Genomic DNA, 22,370 nt, shown 5'->3' on the forward strand with positions numbered 1-22,370 from the left:
CCCGGGGGCATACTCGACCCCGGGACCCACCACGAAAGGGACAGCGATGGACCAGCTCGGGGTAGCGGTAGTCGGGTACGGCTTGGCCGGTTCGGTGTTCCACGCGCCGTTGATCGCGGCCGATCCACGGTTGCGGGTGGCGGTGGTGGTCACCTCGTCCGAGGAGCGGGCGGAGCGGGCGCGGGCCGAGCATCCGGGTGTGCGGGTGGTGCGCAACGCCGACGAACTGTTCGCCGATCCGTCTGGCATCGACCTGGCGGTGATCGCCACGCCGAATCGCAGTCACGCGCCGCTGGCGTCGCGCGCGCTGGCCGCCGGGCTCCCGGTGGTGGTCGACAAACCGTTCGCGGTGACCTCCGCCGACGCCGACGCGGTGGTGACGGCCGCCGAGGAGGCCGGACTGGCGCTGAGCGTGTTCCAGAATCGCCGCTGGGACAACGACTTCCTGACCGTCCGCGCGCTGCTGGCGGAGGGCGAACTCGGCGAGGTGCGCCGGTTCGAGTCGCGATTCGAACGCTGGCGCCCGGTCACCAAGGGTGGCTGGCGCGAGGTGGGTGACGCAGCGGAGGGCGCGGGCATCCTGTTCGACCTGGGCAGTCACCTGGTCGACCAGGCGCTGACCCTGTTCGGCCCGGTCACCGAGCTCTACGCCGAACTCGACCGCCGCCGTCCCGGCGTCAATGCCGACGACGACGCCTTCCTCGCCCTCACCCACGCCTCCGGAACGCGCTCGCAGCTGTGGATGAGCGCCGTCACCCCGCAACTGGGCCCCCGCCTGCGCGTCCTCGGCTCGGCGAACGGCTACACGGTGCACGGCCTCGACCCGCAGGAAGACGACCTGCGCGCGGGCCGCCGCCCCGGCGACGGAAAGCCCTGGGGCACAGTCCCACCCGAGCGGTGGGGCACCTTCGGCGCGGGCGATGACCTGCGCCCCCTGCCCACCCGCCCCGGCGACTACCCCGCCTTCTACGCGGGCATGGCCGCCACCCTCCTCGACGGCACCCCGGTCCCCGTCGACCCCCGCGACGCCGTGGAAACCCTGCGCATCCTCGAATACGCCCGGCAGGTGGCAGGCTCCGCCGAACTCTGAGTCACCGCATCGCGATCGGCAGCGCGTCGAGCTCCAGATACCGCCCGGCGGCACCGTCCAACGCGTCCATACACAGGCACACCACGTCCATCGGAGCGATCAATCCAGCCAGAGCACGCGGAGTAGATGCACCTCTTGTCGGTCTTCCACCACGAGATAGACGAGCTGACCAGCGCCGTGCGCGCCGAACAGCAGGCGCCGGACAGCACCGTCAGGGTTCGCCCGATTCTGCGGCTCGCCCGCCCACGGCTTCAGCTCGAGCAGGCTCAGGGCTTCCGCGTAGTGCAGTAGCGCGGTGACCGGCAAGGCCGCGACCTGATCGAGAGTGATCGGGTCGGGAACGATGAGATACACCTACCCCTCCAGTCTCTGCCGGATCAGGGCACGCATCTCCTCGATCGTCGCGGCGCCGTGATCGGCGCCGTGCTGCAACAGCTGTTCGGCCTTGGCTTGCAGCCTGAAATAGCTTCCGGGCTCGATCATCTCGTCATAGGCTATGTGGCGCCAGTGGTTCAACAGGGTGCGGATGCCACTGAGTTCCTTGGTCGCTTTGGCTTCGTCCAAGACGAGTTCCCACTCGCTGTCGAAGATTGCGACCAGCGTCGGTGTCAGACTCGCGCGGATGGCCGCAGGATCCGCCTGAGGCGGAACCGGCGCGCGGTCTGGACTGGCTGGCGATGCCATATGGACACCCTACTCGCTCAGAGTTTGCGCGAGCGCAGTTCGTGGCCCTTGGAGGTCTTGCAGCGGCCTGATTCCAGGTCCCACTGCCAGCCGTGCAGGTTGCAGGTGAGGTTGTTGCCTTCCACCACACCGAATTTGGAGAGGTCGGCCTTGAGGTGGGGGCAGCGGCGCTGAACTTCCCAGCCGTCCAGCTCGGTGACGGCGGAGTCGTCGTGGGCCTCGGAGAACCAGCCGTCGGCGTAGGCGATGCGCTCGTCGGTGAGGCACTTGAAGAAGGTGTAGAGGAACTCGTTGTAGCCGCCGATGCGCCACGCCTGGAACCGGGTGGACAGGAAGATCGTGTTGACCCAGTCCGGCTCGTTGTCGCGCAGCACGGTGCGGACCAGCTCGGGCGCGATCCGGAAGCCGTAGCGGTAGCGGCCCTCGCCCTCGATCGGCTCGCGGACGGTGCGATGCGGGAAGTCCAGCACCACCGTCTCCTCGCCGATGACCAGGCCGACCGGGTACCCGATGCCGTCGCTGATCAGCGCGGACTGCTTCATGATCGGCTCGAACAGCTCGCGCAGCGGCTCGAGCAGCGAGCCGTCGCCGGTCTCCCAGGACGCCTTCTCGGCCGCGAGCACCGGGGCGAACCGCTCGGCCATCTCGGCGATGTAGGCGGCCTTGTCGCCGTAGATCCGGTCCGGGTCGAAGGGGTGCGCGAGGTCGAGTTCCTTGCCGCGCACGTCGGCGACCGAGCCGGGGATCATCAGGACGCCGCCGGCGTTGCCGTGGATCTCCATCTGCTCGAGGAACACGATCTGGTCGGGGAAGATGTTGCCCTCGTCGCCGCGATCGTCGTTGAGGTAGCGCAGTTCGTCGTCGAGGAACACCGGCGGACCGGCCGAGGGCACCACCCAGGTGGCGCCGACCTGCTCGATGTAGGAGCGGGCGCGGTCCATGCCGCGCTGGCGCTTCTGCTTGCCGAAGTTGGCCTTGGTGCGGGCCGGGATGTCGTACACGGCCGGGTACCAGATGGCGCCCGAGTACTGCAGCAGGTGGATGTCGATGTCACCGAACGCGTCGTGGATGACGTCCATGTCCACCGGGCGCGCGTCGTTCATGTTGAAACAGGTGGTCTCACCGTCGGAGATGAGAATGCCGGAGTCGCCGATCGGGCCGTCGGCGGGCGCGCGCAGCGCCACGATCATGATGTCGAGCGAACCCTTGGGCCCGGTGACGGTGTGCTTGACCGAGTCCTCGGTCTCGAAGAACTTGGTGAAGCCCAGCGCCTCGAGCTCACGGCGCAGATCCGGCACCGGGTAGTCCGGCAGCAGGATGGTCGCGTCCTTGTTGACGTACTTGCGCAGGTGCGCGGCGTCGAAGTGGTCGCGATGCAGGTGGGAGACATACAGGTAGTCGACATCGCCGAGCGACTCCCACTCGAGCTGGGAGTTGTCCGGGAACGGGAACCACGAGGCGAAATACGCGGGATTGACCCAGGGGTCGCACAGGATCGTCCCGGCTGTGGTTCGGATGTGGAAGCCTGCGTGTCCGACGCTGGTGATCTGCACGAGCTTGTTTCCTCCTACCAGTACCAGCCAACCAGGGTAGTGGCTAAATCGTTACGTCACCGATGCAGTAGCCCTCGGCGGTCGGTACGACGGTGAAAGTCCGCATCCGCGTGCCCCCCGGCGAGGTGGTCACCGGGACGTGAACTGCCAGGTAGTCGCCGCGAACCTGGTCGGATCGTAGCTCCTCACCGGTGTAGGAGGTGACATTGCCTACTTTGCCCGAGTCGCTGGTCAGCGGGGGTGCTGTGGGGTTGCCGGTGCCCTGCGGGTCCCAGGTGGTGAGGGTCGCCTTGCAGGTCAGCGGATGGGTGGCTTCGACGTCGGCCGGATCGAGCGGTTTGCCGGTGGCGCGCGCGAGGTAGCGGCGGACGGTGTGTCGGGCATCGGCCTCGTCGTAACCGGGCTCGACGCCCGCCGCGAACACCCGGCCGCAGGCGTACCCGGAGGCGATGGCCTCGCGGTCGACGGTGACGGTGGTGGTGCGGTTGCGCCAGGTGACGGTGTCGGCGGTCGCGGTGCCGGGCTGGCTGAGCGCGGCGAGGATCGACTGCGGGTCGGCGTACATGTCGGTGACCGTGCGCGGCGGGATGGTCCAGCACGCGGCCTGTAGTTCGGCGGGAGTGCTCGTCTGCAGGTCGGCGGCCCAGCGGCGGACCGCGAGCACGGCGTCGGCGTTGCCGGGCACGGCGCCGACCTGCGGCGCGTCGGCGGGCAGCGGGGGCAGGTCGGTGGTCTTGCCCGGCGCGGGTTCGCCGGGGGCGATCGCCTGGGTGGCGGTGGAGGTGGTCGACGGCGTGGTCGTCGTCGCGGTGGTGGTGTCGGCGGGCGCCGGGTCGTCGCCGGGGATGCCGGAGACCGAATCACACCCGGCGATCAGCGCCGCGGTGACGGTGAGACCCGCGGCCAGCGCGACGGCGCGGTGCGGGCGGGGACGGGGCAGAGCAAGCAGGGGCGGCTGCGCGCGTTCCACTACGACGTTCCTCATTCCTGGGCCGTGGCACGATCTGCGACTACGCTAGCTGAATTGTGGAACCCGTCTACCGGTCGATCATCGGCCTGGCCCGAACCGTCTTCTTCCTCGAAGGTCTGAAGTTCACCGTCAAGGGCGCGGAGAACATCCCCGCGTCCGGTGGCGCCGTGGTGGCGATCAACCACACCGGCTACATGGACTTCACCTACGCGGGACTGCCCGCCCGCACGCCTGGTCGCTACATCAGGTTCATGGCCAAGCAGGAGGTGTTCGACAACAACATCTCCGGCCCGATCATGCGTGCCCTCAAACACATCCCGGTGGACCGCACCGCGGGCGCCGACTCCTACAAGTCGGCGGTGAAATACCTGCGCGACGGCGAGCTGGTCGGCGTCTACCCCGAGGCCACCATCAGCCGCAGCTTCGAGATCAAGGAATTCAAGTCCGGCGCCGCCCGGATGGCGCTCGAGGCCGACGTCCCGATCATCCCGATCGTCATCTGGGGCGCCCAGCGCGTCTGGACCAAGGGCTTCCCGAAGCGGCTCGGCCGCACCAACACCCCCATCTCGATCGCCGTCGGCGCCCCGATCAAGCCGTACGAACCGGCGGCCGAGCTCACCGCCCAGCTCCGCACCACCATGCAGGGCCTGCTGGCCGAACTGCAGGAGTCCTACGAACACGAGCCCGGCGCCTACTGGGTCCCGCGTCGCCTCGGCGGCAGCGCCCCCAGCCTGGAGGAGGCCACCGCGCTCGACGACGCCGAGGCCGCCGAACGCCTCGCCCGCAAGGCCGAGCAGCAGGAGAAGCCGGAAGCCTGATCCCGGCCGACTCGCTACCGGGGCCGCGCGCTCAGCGCGGTAGCCGGCAGCGGGTCGGCGCGGGCAGCCTGCCGTGCAGGTAGGCCGCCGGTGGGACGCCCATGATGGTGCGGAAATCGGCGGTGAGATGGGACTGGTCGTAGTAGCCGGTGTCGGCCGCGAGATGGGACCACGGCGTGTTGCCCGCGTACGCGAGGACCCGCCGGACGCGGTCGATGCGGGCGAAATGCTTGGGGGAGACGCCGATTCCCGTCGCGAACAGGGCGCGCAACTGGCGTTCGCTGACCGCGAGCCGGGCGGCGAGATCGGGGACGGAAGGGGCGACGTCGGCGGTGAGCGCCGAGATCGCCTCGCGCAACACGAGGCGATGCGCGCGCTCGGTCGCGGTCTCGGAGACCTGATGCGGCAGTAGGTCTTCCAGGTAGCACACGGCCTCGTCGGCGGGGAGCCGCGTCAGTTCGCTCGCGGCGGTACCCAGCGGGCCGGGCAGGTCGTCGAGGCGCACCACGCGGTCGGTGAGTTCGCCCGCGGCGACGCCGAGCAGGGGGCGCGAGACGCCGGGGGCCAGGCGCAATCGCACGCAGCCCGCCGGCTCCTCGGCGCGCGAGTACGCCGCCTTGGTCTGCGCGCCGACGACGAAAGCCCGTCGCCTGCCGGAGGGTTCGGTGCGCAGCACAACCGTCGTCGACGCCACCGGCGGATGGGCGAACGGCCGGGTGGGGTCGTCGTGGACGGGCGTGCTGGTCAGCTCGGTGAGCCAGGGCCGCAGCGATTCCGGTGTCGCCACCGTGGACTCGAGTTGCGCCGAGGTCAGATACTGCGTGCTCACCCGGTCAACAGTAGGGCCCGCGGCCCGGTTCGGCTGTGCCGATTTCTCCTATAGCCGCAGGCAGGGGAATTGCCATGCTCGTCGCATGATCCTGATCACCGGTGCGACAGGCACCATCGGCAGCAATCTTCTCCGGCACCTCGTGGCCGACGGTGTACCGGTGCGGGCGACCGCCCGCGACCTGGCGACCGCGGACTTCCCGGCCGGCGTCGACGCGGTCCGGGTGGACTACCGCGAGCCGGACACCTTCGCCGCCGCGATGACGGGCATCGAGGCCGCGTTCCTCAACGGTGTGCCCGGCCCCGACGACACCGGCGTCGACGCCGCGCTGGTCGCGGCCGCGCGCGCCGCCGGTGTGCGCCGGGTGGTGAAACTGTCGGCCATCGGGACCGGCGATCCCCGCCTCGCCGGTCCCGGTTCCTGGCATGTGCCGGGAGAGGACGCCGTCCGCGCCTCGGGTCTCGAATGGACGATCCTGCGCCCCAACACCTTCGCGTCCAACACCGTCAGCTGGATCGAACCGCTGCGCAACGGCCACCCGGTACCGAACCTCACCGGCGACGGCCGACAGGCCGTGGTCGACCCCCGCGACGTCGCCGAGGTCGCGGCGGCCGCGCTGCGCGATCCCGCGCACCACGGCCGCACATACACCCTCACCGGCCCCACCCTGCAGACCACCCGCGACCAGGCCGCCGACCTCGCCGAGATCCTCGGCCGCCCGATCGCCGTCACCGATATCGCCGCGGCCGACGCCCGCGCCTTCATGACCGCCGCCGGGCTGCCACCAGCCTTCGTCGAAGGGTCGCTGATCGGCCAGAACTTCATCCGTGACGGCCACAACGCCGTGGTCACCACCGATGTCGCCGAGATCCTCGGCCGCGCCTCCCGCAGCTACGCCGAGTGGGCCGCCGATCATCGGAGCGCATTCGCGCATCCGTGACCAGCCGTCGCCGGATCAGTTCATGGTCAGCACCCAGGATCCGTTGCAGCCCTTGCGGTTGTTGAGCTTGCCGTCGTAGACCCAGTGGAACACGATCGGCGGGTTGGTCCGCACGCTCCAGCGTCCGGACGGTGAGGTCACCACCCGGTTGTTGCGGGTGAGCACGCCGACGTCGTCGTGGGCGAAGGTCCATTTGCCCTGGCTGGTCGGATAATTCAGCCGCACGGTCACCCGGCCGCCGGTGTGGTTCTGTACCACCAGGCACGAGCCCGGATTGTTCCGGTCGACCGCGTACTCGCCGAACTCCCCCTCCTCGACGTTCTCGCCGCTGTCGGTGAACTCCACCGCGTCGGTGAAGTCCGCGTGCGCCGGACCGGCGCCCATGACGGTCACGGTGGTCGCGGCGACGCCCGCCGCGATCAGCCCCAGAGTCTTCATCCCGTTCCTCCCTCGTGCCCGGTGGTGGCCACCGGGCTGGGAAAGAGCTTTCCCGGCAGGGGATTCCGGATTCTTGGTGCGCGCTTAACGGTGGAGCGGGTGCGGGCGAGCGAGACTTGTGGCAGCATACGAAACTGTTAGTTTCGATATCGGGAGTCTCGTAACTCTGCTGGAGGCAGTCATGATCACCTGGGCCGGACGCGTGCTCGCGTTCCTCGGTGCGGCACACGTCGTCGCCGCGACCCTGCTCGGGCACCGGCACTACGGCGAGTGGTTCACCTTCGGGCTGTGGCTGCCCGACGCCGACATCACCGAGCTGCCGCCCGCCATCGGCGCGTTCTGGATGGGTCCCGGCAGCTTCGGGGTCCCGCTGCTGCTCCTGGGCTGCCTGATCGTCTGGCTCGACCGGCGCGCGATCGCCCCGCCGGCGTTCCTGGCCTGGTCACTGCTGGTCTGGACCGTCTGCTGCGCGCTGATCTTCGAGCCGGCGCCCTGGGTGCTGGCCGCGGCCGCGTCGGTCCTGCTGCTGATCGGTATCCGGCGCGCACCCCGCTGACCTCACCGCTGCCGCCGGTCGGCGGTGCGCACGGATTTCGTTTTTCGCCGCCGACGCGCTAAAGTTCCTTCTCGCACGACGAAGCCCCCGGCGATCCCGGAACGGGCCTCGCACGGCGTGCGGATGTAGCGCAGCTGGTAGCGCATCACCTTGCCAAGGTGAGGGTCGCGAGTTCGAATCTCGTCATCCGCTCCATGAAAAGCCCGGTCGACAGTGTGTCGAGCCGGGCTTTTCGCGTTCTCAGCGCCGAGTGATCCACTCGAGTGCCATCGGCGGCAGGTAGTCGCCGATCAGTCTGCGCCGCCACCAGATCCGGTCCCGACGCAACTCGGTACGCGAGCTGAAGTGGTATTCGTAGAGCCGGGCACGCAGGTAGCGCGGCGGCGCGTCGGGGAAGGGACAGTGTCGCAGCAGGCGCAGGGTGTCGGGGTCGTTGCGGAGCAGGCGTCGCGCCAGGGGGACCGCCCAGCCCCTGGCGTACGCCGGTGACAGGGCGGCGAACCACATCAGCCAGTCCAGGCGCAGGTGATACGGCGCCCACTGCCGGGGCAGGCTGCGCGGGTCGCCCGGTTTGCCCTTGAACTCGTACTCGCGCCACTCCGTCTCCGGGGTGAGCTCGGCCGCGTCGGTGCCCTCGAGCACGATCTCGTGCCGCACCTTGGTGATGCTGCCGAAGGCGCCATAGGTGTTGACCAGGTGCAACGGCTCGAACGACGCGTTCATGGCCTGACGCGACGAGAGCAGATTGGCGGCCGGCTGATAGCTCAGCACGAGGACCAGCCCGAGGTAGGCGAACACCGCGCCGGTGAACCACACCGGCGGCGGCTGCGTCTCGGGCGCGTCGGGCAGCGTCGGGTAGAACCGCCCGTCGACCACCGTGGTCGCCAGCAGCAGCGTCACCCAGTTCAGCCAGGCGAAATTGCCCGACAGCACCAGCCACAGCTGGGTGACGATGACGATGCCCGCCGCCACGCTCGCCACCGGCTGCGGCGCGAACAACCCGAACGGCACCACCAGCTGCGCGAAGTGATTGGCCGCGACCTCCACCCGGTGCAGCGGCCGGGGCAGATGGTGGAAGAACCAGCTCAGCGGGCCTGGCATCGGCTGGGTCTCGTGGTGGTAGTACAGGCAGGTCAGATCGCGCCAGCACCGGTCGCCGCGCATCTTGATCAGCCCGGCGCCGAACTCCACCCGGAACAGCAGCCAGCGGGCGGCGAACAGCACGAGCAGCGGCGGCGCGACGGTGTCGTTGCCGAGGAAGATCGCCAGGAAACCGGCCTCGAGCAGCAGCGATTCCCAGCCGAAGGCGTACCAGGCCTGCCCGACATTGACGATCGACAGATACAGCACCCACAGCACGAACCACAGCGCCATCGACCCCCACAGCGGCACCAGATCGGCGGCCCCGACGGCGACGGCGACCGCGACGGCCACGCCCGACCAGGCCACCACGGCGTAGCCGCGATCCGAATAGCGCAGCTGGAACAGGCTCGGTGCCCGGCGGAACGGGGTGCGCGCCAGGAAGCGCGGGATGGGCAGCATTCCCCGCTCGCCGAGCAGCGCGCGGAATTGCAGCGCGGCGCCGAGGAACGCGAGCGCGTAGATCACTGCCAGGCCACGCTGGAAGATCAGCCTGCCCTGCCAGTACTCCGGTGCCGTGAACCAGTCCATGCATCCGCTCCCGGACGGTCATGCTCCCTGGTTCGATTGTCTACCCGATGATCGTCCGGCGAAACGTCGTCCGTCATTCCGGCAGGTCGAGGCCGGGTCCGCCGTCGACCACGGCACGCAGGCCGGGTTCGGGCCAGCGGGCGGCGATGCCGGGCCGCGTCGCCAGATAGCCGACGATGCGGTCGGTGTCCCAGCCGTGTGATTCGCGCAGACCGACCGCGATCATGCCGACGTAGCGGGCCGATGGGCGTTGCAGGTCAACGGTTTCCGGTCGCCACGGCGCGGTGCAGGTGAGAATCGGCGCGCCGTCGGCGGTCCCGGCGTGCAGGACGGTCTCGTATCGGCCGGGACCGAGCTCGACCGAGCCCGCCGCCAGTACCGGCGCGAGGTCGAAGTCGGCGCTCGGTGTCCGGTACATCTCCTGGGCGAGCAGATCACCGAACTGGCCGACGGTGAGCAGGTACCCCCTGGCCGCGACGCCGGTCGGCCAGCCGGTGGCCGGGCGATCGGTGTAGAAGGCGACACCGCCGGTCCACACCTGGCTCCGCCAGGCGAAATACAGGCTCCCCGGCAGGGTCAGCGGCGTGATCGCGACCGGCGGCGTGCGGTCGCGGAAGCCCGGATAGGTGTGCGCGGTGCCCGGCGGGGTGCCGCCGTCGCGGTAGTAGGCGAACCGCGCGGCGTGCATGTTGGAGCCGTACGCGGCGTACCAGACGTGCTGAGCTGTGGTCACGGGCTCACCTCGGGTGGGTCACGGTTCCCTGAGCGAAGGAAACGAATCCGCTCCTGTCGTCGATTCTTCCTTCGATGGGTCGCCGAGGACATCGAGGGGAGAGTTCCAATGAGATCAGCAATCGTGGTGGCCGCGCTGGTGGCGTTCGCGGGGGGACTGGCCGGTTGTGCCGGTGACCAGGGTTCGACCGCGCAGACCACTCCGCCGCGCGTGACCGAGACCGCCGTCAGCCAGCCGAGCGGCACCCAGCCCAGCGGTGTGCCGACCATCGAGATCCTGCCCGGCGTCATCATCCCGTCGCTCAGCGGATCGCCCGGCCCTACCGTGGCACCTGGCCCCGGGGACACCGGAATGCCGTCCCGCGACGACGCCACCGTCGACGCCCGCGACTACCAGCAGCGCGACAGCTTCTACTTCCAATCGCCCACCGGCAACATCATGTGCGGCATCCTCGCCGACGCCCCGTTCGGCGTCGGCTGCCAGCTGTCCAAGGCGAATGTCATTCCACCGCAACTGCCCAACTGCGACGACGCGCCCAACCGCAAGGTCGCCGTGCACACCGTCGGCGGCAAGTCCGAGTTCCTGTGCACGAGCCAGGGCATCTTCGTCGGCGAGCCGGTCGACGGCACCAACAAGGGCGGCGGCGCCACCCTGCACTACGGCGACACCCTCGTCGTCCGCGGCGTCGCCTGCACCTCCAGCCAGCAGGGCATCCGCTGCGACGCGGCGGGCCACGGTTTCACCATCTCCGCCGACAGCCAGACCATCTTCTGACCCGACGACGAAGGGGCGCACCTTCCGGTGCGCCCCTTCGGCCGGTGTCGCGACCTACTGCGCCGTCGACTTGAACCGCCGCAGCCGCAGGCTGTTGCTCACCACGAACACCGAGCTGAACGCCATCGCGGCGCCCGCCAGCATCGGGTTGAGCAGGCCCGCCATGGCCAGCGGGATGGCCGCCACGTTGTAGGCGAAGGCCCAGAACAGGTTGCCCTTGATCGTGGCCAGGGTGCGGCGGGACAGGCGGATCGCGTCGGCGGCGGCGCGCAGGTCGCCGCGGACCAGGGTCAGGTCGCTGGCCTCGATGGCGACATCGGTGCCGGTGCCCATCGAAAGGCCCAGATCGGCCTGGGCCAGGGCGGCCGCGTCGTTGACGCCGTCACCCACCATGGCGACGACCTTGCCCTCGGCCTGCAGCCGCTTGACGGTGTCGACCTTGTCCTGCGGCAGCACCTCGGCGATCACCTCGTCGATGCCGACCTCGTCGCCGATGGTGCGGGCCGCGCGGGCATTGTCGCCGGTCAGCAGGATCGGGGTCAGGCCGAGTGCGCGGAACTGCGCGATGGCCTGCGCCGAGGTGGGTTTCACGGCGTCGGCGACCACGAGCACGCCGCGTGCCTTGCCGTCCCAGCCGATGGCCACCGCGGTCCTGCCCGCCGACTCCGCTTCCGCCATGGCGGTTTCCAGGTACGCCGGCAGCGGCTGCGACCAGTCGGCCAGCAGCCGGGCCCGGCCGACGATCACCGCGGAACCGTTCACCACGCCCTGCACGCCGAGGCCCTCGACATTGGCGAAGCCCTCCACCGGCAGCAGTTCACCGAACTCGTCCTGCGCGGCCTTGGCGATCGCCTGGGCGATCGGGTGCTCCGACGAGTGTTCCAGCGCGCCCGCCAGTTCCAGTACCCGGCCGCGTTCCTCGCCCTCGGCGGGGAGCACGTCGAGCAGGGTCATCTTGCCGGTGGTGACGGTGCCGGTCTTGTCCAGCACGATGGTGTCGACCTTGCGGGTCGATTCCAGCACCTCGGGACCCTTGATCAGGATGCCGAGCTGGGCGCCGCGCCCGGTGCCGACCATCAGCGCGGTCGGCGTAGCCAGGCCGAGGGCGCACGGGCAGGCGATGATCAGCACCGCGACACCGGCGGTGAAGGCCGCCGCGATCGCGCCGCCGGTGCCGAGCCAGAAGCCGAGGGTGCCCACGGCCAGCGCGATGACGATCGGGACGAAGATGCCGGAGATCTTGTCGGCCAGGCGCTGGGCCTGGGCCTTCCCGGTCTGCGCGTCCTCGACGAGCTTGGCCATCTGCGCCAGCTGGGTGTCGGCGCCGATCCTGGTGGCGCGCACCAGGAGCCGTCCGCCGACATTGACGGTCGCGCCGGTCACCGCGTCGCCCGCGCCGACCTCGACCGGCACCGATTCGCCGGTCAGCATGGCGGCGTCGACCGCCGAGCTGCCCTCGGTCACCACACCGTCGGTGGCGATCTTCTCGCCGGGCCGCACGATGAACTCGTCACCGACGGCCAGCTGCTCCACCGGAATCCGCGTCTCGACGCCGTCGCGCAGCACCGCGACGTCCTTGGCGCCCAGCTCCAGCAGCGCCCGCAGCGCCGCACCGGCCCGCCGCTTGGACCTGGCCTCGAAGTAGCGCCCGGCCAGGATGAACGTGGTGACGCCCGCCGCGGCTTCCAGGTAGATGCTGCCGGTGCCGTCCATCCGCGCGATGGTGAACTCGAACGGGTGCTTCATGCCCGGCGTGCCCGCGGTGCCCCAGAACAGGGCGTACAGCGACCAGCCGAAGGCGGCGAGCGTGCCCATCGACACCAGCGTGTCCATGGTGGCGGTGCCGTGCTTCAGGTTGGTCCAGGCCGCCTTGTGGAAGGGCAGCGCGCCCCACACGACGACCGGGGCGGCCAGCGTCAGCGACAGCCACTGCCAGTTGGTGAACTGCAACGCGGGGATCATCGCCATCGCGATGACCGGGACGGTGAGCACCAGCGAGACCAGCAGACGGGTGCGCAGCGAGGCGGTCGGGTCGGGCTCGGCGGCCGCGTCCTCGGTGGGCTCGGCCTGCTTCGGCGCGGGCAGTGCCGCGGTGTAGCCCGCCTGCTCGACGGTGGCGATCAGCTCTTCGGGGGAGACGTCGCCGGTGAAGTCGACCCTGGCCTTCTCGGTCGCGTAGTTGACCGTCGCGGTGACCCCGTCGAGCTTGTTGAGCTTCTTCTCGATCCGGTTCGCGCAGGAAGCGCAGGTCATGCCACCGATCACCAGTTCTACCTGGCCGGTGCCCGGTGGTTGCGTCACGGTGGTCATGGGGTGCTCCGTTTCGTTCCTGGTATCGATTCTTGCTGAGGGATTGCTGGTGGGCTACGTCAGTGCCCGTGGCCGGGTTCGGCCGGCGCGTTCGTCGGGGCCGGGCTGCTCACGCCGGTGGCGTCCGGCTGGGCGACCCGCACCGTGAACTCCGCGGTCCGGACGACGCCCTGGTGCTGGAAGTCGAGGAACAGGCGGTAGTCGCCCGCGCTCGGCGCGTTCACCACGAAGTCGATACCGGGACCGGCGGGGGTGACCCCGTCGCCGGGCGCGCCCTCGGGGTGGACGTGCAGGTAGGCGAGGTCGGCCGCGCGCAGGGCGACCAGGTGGCCGTAGGCCCCGAGGTAGGGCTGCAGGTCGGTGATCGGTGTGCCGTTGCGGCTCACCGAGAGCGTCACGTTCGAGGCGGCGCCCGGGGTGACCGTGCCGTTCAGCGCGACGGTGTACTCGCCGACCTGCGCGGTGGCCGCGGGGGCCGGGAGCGCCTGCACGTCGTAGTTGCCCGCGACGCGCAGGTCGGCGCCGAGGGTCAGGTTCGACCCGCCCGCCGGGGTGAAGTCGGCGAACACCCGGTAGTCGCCGCCCCGGCTCAGGTTCAGCGGCACCGACCACGTACCGGCCGGGTCGAGCACCGGGTGCACGTGCTGGAAGCCCGCCATGTCGCGCCGCACCACGATCAGGTGCAGATCCTTGTCGTGGCTGGTCACGTACTTCGTGACCGGTGCGCCGGTGGCGTCGAGGATGCGGAAGCTCACCGGCGCCTGCGCCGCGGTCGTGGTGTTGGGCTTGTCGATGGCGAGGGTGTAGCCCTGATCGGAGGCGAGCAGGCCGCCGGGCAGATCGGCCGACGGTGCCGTCGCGGTCTCGTGCTCGCCGTGCCCGGCCGGTTCGGAAGGTTCCGGACCGACCAGGGCACCTGCGGCCAGAGCGATCCCGAAGACCGCCGCGAGGCCGAGGGTGAATCCGGCGAACTTGCCTGTTGCGTTCATCGGGATGCTCCGTTTCGGGTTCAGTCGGCGAGCTGGAAGCCGGCCGCGGTGACGGCGTCGGCGAGGGCGGTGCGGTCGGGTGCGGTGCCGTCGATCGCCACCGAGCCGGTGGCCAGGTCGACCTCGACGCCGGTGACGCCGGGCAGCGCGCCGACCTTGTCGCGCACCTTGTTGGTGCAGCAACCGCAGGTCATACCGGTGACGGTGACAGTGGTGGTGCTCATGGTGGTCTCCTCGTTCTCGATCTCAATCATTACCATACCCCCCTAGGGTATTTTGTCAAACGGTCGCGTCGGCGGTGGCCGGGGCCGGAGCCCGCATGACCGCGGCGGTGATGCCCGCACCGGCCAGGGCCAGCAGGCCCGCGCCGAGGAAGGCCGCCGAGTAGCCGTCGGTCAGTGCCGTGGCGTCGCCCAGCTCGCCGGCGCCGAACGCGGCGGCGACCGCCGTCATCGCGGCCAGGCCGAGCGCGGAACCCACCTGGTAGCTGACATTGACGATGCCCGAGGCCAGGCCGCCCTCCTCCGGTCGCGCCGCCGAGATGGCGGTGCCGAGCGAGGGGATGAAGGCCAGCGACATACCGCCCGCGGCCACCAGCGAGGCGGGCAGCACGTCGACCCAGAAGTTGCCGGTCGGCCGCACCAGCGACATGATCCCGAGGCCGAGGCCGAGCACGATCAGGCCGGTGACGATCATCGGCTTGGCGCCGAAGCGCTGCATGGCCTTCGGGGCCAGCACCACCATGCCGAGCATGATCAGCGTGGTCATCGGCAGCAGCGCGGCGCCGGAGGGGAACGCGCTGTAGCCGAGCACCTGCTGCAGGTACAGGTTCAGGAAGAACCACATCGGCACCCAGGCGGCGGCCAGCGCGAACTGGGCGAAGTTGGCGGCGGCCAGGTTCGGCGCGCGGAAGATGCTCAGCCGCATCAGCGGTTCGCTCCGCCGCGACTGGAGGACGACGAAGCCGGCCAGCAGCGCGGCGGCCAGCGCAAGCACGCCCCAGGTCTGCCCCGAGGCCCAGCCGGCCTCCGGCGCCTGCACGATCGCGTACACCGCGGCCGCCAAACCGGCCGTCACCGTGATGGATCCGATGATGTCGATGGAACCCTTGCGTGCCGGGGCGGCGGGCATCAGCAGCGGAACGGCGATCAGGGCCAGCACCGCGATCGGGATGTTGATGTAGAAAACCCAAGGCCAGCTGATGTATTCGGTGATCACGCCACCCAGGAACACGCCCGCGGTGCCACCGGCGGGCGCGGCCGCGCCGTAGACGGCCAGCGCCTTGGTGAGTTCCTGCGGCGAGCCGCCGAACAGCATCATCAGCAGGGTCAGCGCCGAGGGTGCGATCAGTGCCGCGCCCGCGCCCTGGATCGCCCGGCCCGCGAGCTCGAGGCCGACAGTGCCCGCGGCACCGGCGAGCACGGACCCCACGGCCAGCACCAGCCAGCCCGCCCCGAAGACCCGGCGCGCGCCGAGCAGGTCGGAGAGCCGGCCGCCGAGCAGCAGCAGCCCGCCGAAGGCGATCACGTAGGCGTTGAACACCCAGGTCAGATTGCCGGGGGTGAAGCCGAGTTCGGCCTGCATCTTCGGCAGCGCGATCCCGATGATCGAGGTGTCCATGATGACCATGAACTGCGCTGCGGCGATCACCGCCAGCGCCCACCACTTCCTGGTGGATTGCGATTGCGTAGTCACGACTTTCGTCCTTTCGAGCGGAGAGCGTCTCGTGGTCGGTACTATACCCCCCTAGGGTATTAACCTGTCAAGCCTCCGGCGGAAAGGACTCCGACAGTCGAAAGCCCGGCCCACACGGTGGTGGACCGGGCATTTCGTGCTGCGCCGGATCAGGATTCGGGGCAATAGGTGATCAGTGCGACGGCCGGTGCCGACACCACCTGAACCCGGTCGCTGCCGTTGACGCGGATGTGCGCGAAGCCGCCCTCGATGGCGACGCGCACGTCGCGCACCGTCGCCGCCGGCTGCCCGTCGGCATCGGTCAGGGTGTAGCCCGCGACCAGTTCTACGGTGTCGGCGGCCCGCCATTTCGGTGTCATCGCAGGTGCTTTCGGCGTGTGGGGAGCGGGCGGAAAGTCCAGCTCAGGGCGGGCGACGTGATTGAAATAGTTCGACAGCACATTCAGCGCGACATGGCCGACGGCCTCGGTCAGTTCGGCATCGCTGACGCCGCTGCCCCTGGCCTCGGTCAGGTGTTCGTCGGGCACCCGGCCGCCGGTGCGCAGCACCTCGCGGGCGAAGCGCAGCACCGCCTCGGCGTGTGGGTCCTCGGCCCTGGCGGCCTGTGTCGCCGTGATCGCCTCCGGGGAGAAACCCATCTTCGCTGCGCGCATCGTGTGCGCCGAAACGCAGTATTCGCAGCCGTTGTCGGCGGCGATCAGCAGGGCGAGCTGCTCGCGGGTACGGGCGTCGAGCGTGCCCGCCGTCAGCGCGTCTCGCAGGCGCAGATACCCCCGTAGGGTGGCCGGGCTGTTCGCCATGGCGGCGTAGAGATTCGGCACCCGGCCCAGTTGCCGCTGGACCTCGGTGAGCAGTTCGCCCTGCTCGGCATCGGCGGTGTCGGCGGAGAGAAGAGGCAGTCGGGACATGGTGCGCTCCAAGGATGTTCGACAACGGTACTGATCGGTACCGAGTCGTGACGGTACCGATCGGTTCCGTCTTGGTCAACCAACTCGGTACCGATCGTTTCCGTTCTGGTACGGTGAGCGCATGGCGACACAGGCCAAGCAGCGGTTGCTCAACACCGCCGAGGAGTTGTTCTACGCGGAGGGCGTTCGCGCCGTCGGGATCGATCGGCTGCTCCAGGAGTCCGGCGTCGGCCGCGCGTCCTTCTACCGCCACTTCGCGAGCAAGGACGACCTGGTCGTCGCCGTCCTCGAAGACCGCGACCGCCGCTGGCTGGACTGGCTGCGCACCTCCGTCGAAGCCGTCGACGACCCCGCAGCCCGCCCCATGGCCGTCTTCACCGCACTCGCACAACGCTTCGCCCGCAACGATTTCCGCGGCTGCGCCTTCATCAACACGATGATCGAGGTCGCCGATCCCACGGCCCCCGCCCACCAGGTAGCCGACCGCCACAAGCGCCGCGTCATCGCCTACCTCACCGAATTACTCACCGCCGCACACCAACCCGATCCCGACACCCTCGCCCCCGAACTGGCCCTGCTCATCGACGGCGCCATCGTCACCGCCGTCCGCGAGAATTCCCCGGCCGCCGCCGACCGCGCCGCCACCATCGCCACCAAACTCCTGGCTTGAGCAGCAGTACTCAGGGACGCTGCGGCAACAACGTGCTGACTTCCTCCATGGCCCGAAGCCAGGCCGCCGTGTCGGCGCACCGCAATTCGACCAACTCGAGCAGCCGGGTGAGGTCGGCGGTCAGATTTCTGCTGAAGATCGGCTCGTGATGCGCCACGCGGTTGCGCAGCTTCCTGATCGAGTCCAAGTCGGTGTAGATCCGGCCGCGGAGCTCGCGTGCGGTGTGTGAAGTTCTCGACGGAAACAGCGTGAGTATCTGGTGATCCCAGACCCGAACGTCGTGACGGGCGGTGAACATACTCTGCCAGAACGCGAACTTCAGTTCCGCGATCACCTTTCCGGTCGTGTGCTCCTTGCTGCGCGCCCGGGTAAGGTCCCGGCGCGGGTTGTAGGAGGGGCCGCCCGGCCCGGGAAGGCTGCGCTCGAAGTTGCCGTCCCACGGCCATCGCGGTCCATAGGTCGCGGTCAGCGCGTCCGACACTGCGTTTCGCGTGGCGATTTCCGCGAAGTGGAACGGGACCATCAGCGCGGCCGCGATCCGGGCGTTCCAGCTGTAGAGGGCCATCGCCCGAGCGATGTCGCCGCCGGTGGCGGAGATGAAGGTTTGCGCCCGCGGTGCGCTCAATACGGTGCAGATCGCGGCGGTATTGGCGGGCGTGGCGGCTGGCACGCGGAAAATGTACACTTGGACGCATTAGTCGTGGGAATCGTGGGCTTCGGCCTCCCCCCGCGGACAGACGAAATGAGAATGGGACCTCGCTCGCGGGGTCCCATTCTCATTTTCGGATCAGCTCGCGTGCAGGTGGCGGGCTGTTGGGGAGGTGGCGACGGTTGCCGGGTCGGGGGCGGTGCCGAGGAGGCGGTCGGCGGTGCCGGAGGTGGTGACGGTGAACCAGTAGTGCTCGTTCTTGTAGTGGTGGTGGCGGTGGTTGCGCCAGACTGCCCGGTAGAGCGCGTGCTTGGGCTTGTAGTCGGTGTGGATGAGGTAGTGCGTCCACTCGTAGAGCAGGCCGAGGGTGGTGATCGTCAGCAGGAAGGTCAGGCCGAGGCCGAGGCGCGGGAAGGCCAGCAGGCCGATCGCGAGCAGGGCGACGATGGTGAACGTCAGCGACTTGGGTGGGATGAACACCAGTGGGATATCGCGCGGATCCGTGTGGTGCGCACGGTGTTTGCTGGCCAGTTCGCTGTCGATGGTCAGCGGGCCGAGGTGGCGTGGGCGCCAGTGCAGCACCGTCACGTGGATGATCCACTCCGTCAGCGGGAACGTGCCGATGACGATCAGCGGGACGAGCGCGTCGGTGAACTGCCAGTCGCCGACGGCGATGCGCGCCACCAGGACGGCGACGAAGACGGTGGCGATCATCCAGGGCGAGGGATGCCGGACGAACTCGCGGGCCATCTCGCCCAGCGAGGCACTGCGGCGGATCGAGCGGGCCGCGCCGGATCCGGTGGGGCGGCCCCGATCGGCCGCGGTGGTGTCGTGCGACGTCGTTGTCGGACGGTCATTCTTCATGGCGATTCCTCGGGTGGATCACGCCCCGTCGAGGGCGTGGATGAGAGCGGTGGTCGCCGGCCCGAGCAGTGCTCGCGCGGACTCGGCGGCCCGTTCCGGCTCGCCCGCGGTGATCGCGGCGGCCAGGTCTCGATACGCGCCACCATTGCCCACCTCGGCGGACATGATCGGCGCGAGCGCCGCCAGCGCTGGTTCGTAGGCGGCGCGAAGCATGGAGTACATCAGCCGGAACGCGATCGAATCGGCCAGCTCGAGGACGTGGTCCCAGAATTCGAGGGCGATGCGCTGCTGGGTGAGCGGGTCCGCCTCGGCGACCAGGGCGTCCACGGTGTCGTGGAGCAGGTCCAGCTCGGTCGCGAGTGCGGTCGCGGAATCATCGCCGCCGGAGCGGACCCGCCGGACCCGGGCGGCCGCGAGCTCGGCGATTTTGGGACCGTTGTGCAGCCGCGCCTCGAGAATGCTGCGCGCCACGGCGGGATCGATGGTGTCGCCCCGCAGCAGTAGCCGGGGCAGCACTTCCAGTCCGGCGCTGCGTCGATAGTCGAGCACGGTGGTGGCTTCCCCCTGCCGCACCGACACCAGCCCCGCGGCCGCCAGCCGCTGCAACGCCTCCCGCACGGCGGGCCGCGACACTCCCAACGCCTCCGCCAGCTGGCGCTCGCTCGGCAGGGTGCTCCCCGCCGCCAGCTCCCCGCCCAGCACCTCGGCGGCGATCTGCTCGAACACATCACCCGATACCGACCGCTTCACGACAGGAGTCCACGCCATGCCCTCGATAATCCCCCCAACAGGTCAAGAGGTCAAGTGGTCAGACCAGTTGAATCGCCAGAGCTGGTGCCCGAATCTGAGCAGGGGGAATCAGCTGGGGTCGGAGCCGCGGATGGCGGAGAACCAGGTGAACGTGGCGGCGGCGGCGAGCGTGGCGCCGGCGAAGGCGGGGATCCCGCCGTTCATGACGTAGACCCACAGCAGGCCCGCGATCGGGGCGGCGACGGCGGGCTGGACATCGAGGATCAGGCGGCGGGCGACGCCGAACGCGGGGACCTCGGACGGGCGGCTCGGGTTATCGATGAGCTTGCCCGCGGGCTCGGTGTTCCTGACCCGGCCCGACGGGTAGAAGCGGGTGTCGCCGGTGCGGATCGTGCGGCCGGTCAGCTCCAGGTCGGTCGGCGTCAGCGCGCACAGACCCGGCTCGTAGAACACCGGCTGCCACACCATCCGATCCCCACTGGTGATCTCCAGCCACGACCGGCTGACCAGCCGATGCTGCTGCCGGACCCGCCGCCCCCCGACCGTGCCCGTCGCGACGAGCCCGGTCGGCAGGACCCCGAACGCCAGCCCCACCTGATAGGTGGTGACCGCGAGAATCACCAGCACGACCACGGCGAGCGCACTCAGCTGATCGAGATCGGCGAACGGCACCAGCGCGGCGATGACCGCGATGGTGCCGGACGTGACCAGCAGGGGGTAGGTGAGCGCGCGCGCCGGGCCGGAACTGGTCACGGGTTACTTCACGAAGCCGATCTTGGTGTAGTCGAGCGAAGCCAGGCCCGCCGCACCGAAGTTGGCGAGATCGGCGCGCACGCCGACGTTGCCCGCGGACTGGAACAGCGGCACCGAGTGGCCCTCCTCGAAGACCTTCCGGTCGACCTGGTTGGCCAGTTCCTTGGCCTTGTCCGGATCGAGTTCGGAGATCGTCTGCTCGATGAGGGCGTTGAGCTCGGGCGAGCCGATCCGGCCGTAGTTGCCCTGGATGTCGTCCGGGTAGTAGCCGTAGATCTGGGTCAGGCTGCTCAGCGGGAACGGGTCACCGGCCCAGAACCACTGGCCCACATCGAAGTTGCCCGGCTGCAGGACGTCCGAGAACAGACCGGCGCCCGGCTTGGTCTCGATGGTCAGCTTGACGCCGATCTGCGCGAGATTCTGCTGGATGATCTGACCGATCTGGATATTGGTCGGGTCGTTGTACATGACGTCGCGGATCTCGAGCTTGCGCCCGTCCTTCTCGCGCACATCGCCGTTGAGCTTCCAGCCGAGTGCGTCGAGCTCGCTCGCCGCCGCCGTCGGATCGAACCCGAGGCTGTTGTCCTGGTAGCCGTCCTGGCCGCGCAGGTAGATGTGATTGTTCAGCGGCTGCGGGTCCTGGACGAGACCGTTCTGGATGGCGGTCGCGATGCCCTGCCGATCGATCGCCTTCGAGATCGCGACGCGCACACCCTGTTCCGCGAGCAGCGAACCGGGCGCACCGTTGAAGGTGAAGTGGCCCCAGCTGTTGCCGGGTGCGCGGCGGACCGCGACGCCCGGCGCGTTGCGCACCGACTTCAGGTTGTCCAGGCTGGCCACGCCGACCGCGTCGATCTCGTTGTTCAGCAGTGCGGGAACGAAGGCCGCGCTGTCGAGCACGCTGAAGGTGATCGTGTCCAGCTTCGGCGTCGCACCCCACCACTTGGGGTTGCGGGCCAGGACGACGCGACCTTGCCCGCGGTCGACCGACTGGACGACGAACGGGCCGGACGACAAGCCGAGCGCGTTGACCTGGCTGTTGTTGAAGGCCTCTGGAGTCGCCGTGGCGGACTTGGGGTACAGGAAGGAGTTACCGGCGAACTGACCACGCCAGTCGGCGTAGTGCTTGTTGAAGGTGATGACGGCCTGTCGGTCGTCGACACCGCGCTCGACCTTCTCGATTCGATCGAAGCCACTGCTGTTCGCGATCAGGAAGGACTTGTCCTTGCCACTGAGCGCGTTGGCCTGGGACTGGAAGTCCTCCCAGGTGATCGGCGAACCGTCCGACCAGACCGCCTTGGGGTTGATCGTGTAGGTCACTTGCTGCGGCTCGGTGTTGGTCAGGGCAACATCGGTGAAGAAGTCGGTGTTGACCGAGAGCTCCGCCGCGGCATTGGTCGTGAACGCGCGCGGCATCACCGGACGCAGAATCGAGCCGGTGTCACCGTCGTTGCCGTCGGTGTGCAGGTTGTTCCAGTTCTCCGGCAGCGAGGTGAGCGCCAGCCGCAGATTGCCGCCGTCGCGCAGCTCGCTGACATCCTTCGGATTGATGTCGTTGGTCGTGCCGAGCGCGGCCTGGCCCTCGGCCGGCGGTTCCTCCGAGCTGCACCCGGCAGCGAGCACACTGACGATGACCAGAGGTATGGCCAGGCGCGTGGTCAATGAACGAATCCGCATGGTCCGCTCCTTTCCAAATGTTCGCTGCACGAGTGCGGCACTTCGGTGA

The 22,370-nt window shown here is 69.4% G+C and carries 24 protein-coding genes and 1 tRNA gene; 7 read left to right on the forward strand and 18 right to left on the reverse strand.

Annotation, left to right across the window (positions count from 1 at the left end; translation table 11 throughout):
• The first annotated feature begins 46 nt into the window (after positions 1-46).
• Complete coding sequence (locus AB0L91_RS12515; RefSeq protein ID WP_365009483.1) at positions 47-1,090, forward strand: Gfo/Idh/MocA family oxidoreductase; 1,044 nt, start codon at positions 47-49, stop codon at positions 1,088-1,090.
• A 99-nt stretch (positions 1,091-1,189) separates the two neighbouring features.
• Here the strand turns inward: AB0L91_RS12515 and AB0L91_RS12520 are convergent, their stop codons facing one another.
• From AB0L91_RS12520 to AB0L91_RS12535, 4 genes are read right to left on the reverse strand one after another with little or no spacing between them, the layout of a single operon-like run.
• Complete coding sequence (locus AB0L91_RS12520) at positions 1,190-1,444, reverse strand: hypothetical protein (RefSeq protein WP_365009486.1); 255 nt, start codon at positions 1,442-1,444, stop codon at positions 1,190-1,192.
• Complete coding sequence (locus AB0L91_RS12525; protein ID WP_365009488.1) at positions 1,445-1,774, reverse strand: DUF6247 family protein; 330 nt, start codon at positions 1,772-1,774, stop codon at positions 1,445-1,447.
• A 17-nt stretch (positions 1,775-1,791) separates the two neighbouring features.
• Positions 1,792-3,327, reverse strand: a complete 1,536-nt coding sequence (locus AB0L91_RS12530) for a Rieske 2Fe-2S domain-containing protein (protein ID WP_365009491.1) — start codon at positions 3,325-3,327, stop codon at positions 1,792-1,794.
• A 43-nt stretch (positions 3,328-3,370) separates the two neighbouring features.
• A complete protein-coding gene (locus tag AB0L91_RS12535; protein ID WP_365009493.1) occupies positions 3,371-4,312 on the reverse strand; it encodes a hypothetical protein in 942 nt (313 codons plus the stop codon).
• A 41-nt stretch (positions 4,313-4,353) separates the two neighbouring features.
• On the opposite strand from AB0L91_RS12535, the gene AB0L91_RS12540 reads away from it, so the two are divergent.
• A complete protein-coding gene (locus tag AB0L91_RS12540; RefSeq protein WP_365009495.1) occupies positions 4,354-5,115 on the forward strand; it encodes a lysophospholipid acyltransferase family protein in 762 nt (253 codons plus the stop codon).
• 31 nt (positions 5,116-5,146) lie between these two features.
• Here the strand turns inward: AB0L91_RS12540 and AB0L91_RS12545 are convergent, their stop codons facing one another.
• Positions 5,147-5,944: a helix-turn-helix domain-containing protein gene (locus tag AB0L91_RS12545; protein ID WP_365009497.1), complete on the reverse strand. Its 798-nt coding sequence runs from the start codon at positions 5,942-5,944 to the stop codon at positions 5,147-5,149.
• 85 nt (positions 5,945-6,029) lie between these two features.
• On the opposite strand from AB0L91_RS12545, the gene AB0L91_RS12550 reads away from it, so the two are divergent.
• Positions 6,030-6,884 carry an NAD(P)H-binding protein gene (locus tag AB0L91_RS12550; RefSeq protein WP_365009499.1) on the forward strand — a complete coding sequence of 285 codons (855 nt, stop codon included), beginning with the start codon at positions 6,030-6,032 and terminating at the stop codon, positions 6,882-6,884.
• Positions 6,885-6,899: 15 nt separating this feature from the next.
• Here the strand turns inward: AB0L91_RS12550 and AB0L91_RS12555 are convergent, their stop codons facing one another.
• A complete protein-coding gene (locus AB0L91_RS12555) occupies positions 6,900-7,322 on the reverse strand; it encodes a hypothetical protein (protein ID WP_365009502.1) in 423 nt (140 codons plus the stop codon).
• Between the two features lie 181 nt (positions 7,323-7,503).
• On the opposite strand from AB0L91_RS12555, the gene AB0L91_RS12560 reads away from it, so the two are divergent.
• Complete coding sequence (locus AB0L91_RS12560; RefSeq protein ID WP_355283545.1) at positions 7,504-7,878, forward strand: DUF6463 family protein; 375 nt, start codon at positions 7,504-7,506, stop codon at positions 7,876-7,878.
• A 119-nt stretch (positions 7,879-7,997) separates the two neighbouring features.
• Positions 7,998-8,073, forward strand: a tRNA-Gly gene (locus AB0L91_RS12565).
• A gap of 45 nt (positions 8,074-8,118) precedes the next feature.
• Here AB0L91_RS12565 and AB0L91_RS12570 read toward each other — a convergent pair.
• Positions 8,119-9,549, reverse strand: a complete 1,431-nt coding sequence (locus tag AB0L91_RS12570) for a lipase maturation factor family protein (RefSeq protein ID WP_365009504.1) — start codon at positions 9,547-9,549, stop codon at positions 8,119-8,121.
• 73 nt (positions 9,550-9,622) lie between these two features.
• Positions 9,623-10,282, reverse strand: a complete 660-nt coding sequence (locus AB0L91_RS12575) for a histone deacetylase (protein WP_365009506.1) — start codon at positions 10,280-10,282, stop codon at positions 9,623-9,625.
• A gap of 108 nt (positions 10,283-10,390) precedes the next feature.
• Here AB0L91_RS12575 and AB0L91_RS12580 point away from each other — a divergent pair, with 108 nt between their 5' ends.
• Positions 10,391-11,056, forward strand: a complete 666-nt coding sequence (locus AB0L91_RS12580; RefSeq protein ID WP_365009508.1) for a DUF6636 domain-containing protein — start codon at positions 10,391-10,393, stop codon at positions 11,054-11,056.
• A gap of 54 nt (positions 11,057-11,110) precedes the next feature.
• On the opposite strand, the gene AB0L91_RS12585 is transcribed toward AB0L91_RS12580, so the two are convergent.
• From AB0L91_RS12585 to AB0L91_RS12605, 5 genes are all read right to left on the reverse strand, one after another.
• Positions 11,111-13,366, reverse strand: coding sequence for a heavy metal translocating P-type ATPase (locus AB0L91_RS12585; protein ID WP_365009510.1), 2,256 nt, complete (start codon positions 13,364-13,366; stop codon positions 11,111-11,113).
• A gap of 59 nt (positions 13,367-13,425) precedes the next feature.
• Positions 13,426-14,355: a hypothetical protein gene (locus AB0L91_RS12590; RefSeq protein ID WP_365009512.1), complete on the reverse strand. Its 930-nt coding sequence runs from the start codon at positions 14,353-14,355 to the stop codon at positions 13,426-13,428.
• Between the two features lie 20 nt (positions 14,356-14,375).
• Positions 14,376-14,579 (reverse strand): heavy metal-associated domain-containing protein, encoded by a 204-nt coding sequence (locus tag AB0L91_RS12595; protein WP_355283667.1) that lies wholly within the window; start codon positions 14,577-14,579, stop codon positions 14,376-14,378.
• A 55-nt stretch (positions 14,580-14,634) separates the two neighbouring features.
• Complete coding sequence (locus tag AB0L91_RS12600) at positions 14,635-16,050, reverse strand: MFS transporter (protein ID WP_365009514.1); 1,416 nt, start codon at positions 16,048-16,050, stop codon at positions 14,635-14,637.
• Positions 16,051-16,199: 149 nt separating this feature from the next.
• The gene (locus tag AB0L91_RS12605; RefSeq protein ID WP_365009515.1) at positions 16,200-16,958 is read right to left on the reverse strand and encodes a carboxymuconolactone decarboxylase family protein; all 759 of its coding nucleotides are present in this window, start codon (positions 16,956-16,958) and stop codon (positions 16,200-16,202) included.
• Between the two features lie 121 nt (positions 16,959-17,079).
• Here AB0L91_RS12605 and AB0L91_RS12610 point away from each other — a divergent pair, with 121 nt between their 5' ends.
• Positions 17,080-17,628 carry a TetR/AcrR family transcriptional regulator gene (locus tag AB0L91_RS12610; RefSeq protein ID WP_365009517.1) on the forward strand — a complete coding sequence of 183 codons (549 nt, stop codon included), beginning with the start codon at positions 17,080-17,082 and terminating at the stop codon, positions 17,626-17,628.
• A gap of 10 nt (positions 17,629-17,638) precedes the next feature.
• Here AB0L91_RS12610 and AB0L91_RS12615 read toward each other — a convergent pair whose 3' ends face one another.
• The 5 genes from AB0L91_RS12615 to AB0L91_RS12635 all read right to left on the reverse strand — a co-directional run bounded on the left by AB0L91_RS12615 (position 17,639) and on the right by AB0L91_RS12635 (position 22,321).
• Positions 17,639-18,298 (reverse strand): hypothetical protein, encoded by a 660-nt coding sequence (locus AB0L91_RS12615; protein WP_365009520.1) that lies wholly within the window; start codon positions 18,296-18,298, stop codon positions 17,639-17,641.
• A 117-nt stretch (positions 18,299-18,415) separates the two neighbouring features.
• Positions 18,416-19,027: a sterol desaturase family protein gene (locus tag AB0L91_RS12620; protein WP_365011276.1), complete on the reverse strand. Its 612-nt coding sequence runs from the start codon at positions 19,025-19,027 to the stop codon at positions 18,416-18,418.
• A 132-nt stretch (positions 19,028-19,159) separates the two neighbouring features.
• On the reverse strand, positions 19,160-19,909 hold the full coding sequence (locus AB0L91_RS12625) for a GntR family transcriptional regulator (RefSeq protein WP_365009522.1): 750 nt from the start codon (positions 19,907-19,909) through the stop codon (positions 19,160-19,162).
• Between the two features lie 90 nt (positions 19,910-19,999).
• The gene (locus AB0L91_RS12630) at positions 20,000-20,644 is read right to left on the reverse strand and encodes a hypothetical protein (protein WP_365009524.1); all 645 of its coding nucleotides are present in this window, start codon (positions 20,642-20,644) and stop codon (positions 20,000-20,002) included.
• Positions 20,645-20,647: 3 nt separating this feature from the next.
• Positions 20,648-22,321: an ABC transporter family substrate-binding protein gene (locus tag AB0L91_RS12635; RefSeq protein WP_365009526.1), complete on the reverse strand. Its 1,674-nt coding sequence runs from the start codon at positions 22,319-22,321 to the stop codon at positions 20,648-20,650.
• Positions 22,322-22,370 lie beyond the last annotated feature (49 nt).

The organism is Nocardia sp. NPDC051833 (genome assembly GCF_040681225.1).
GTDB lineage: Bacteria > Actinomycetota > Actinomycetes > Mycobacteriales > Mycobacteriaceae > Nocardia.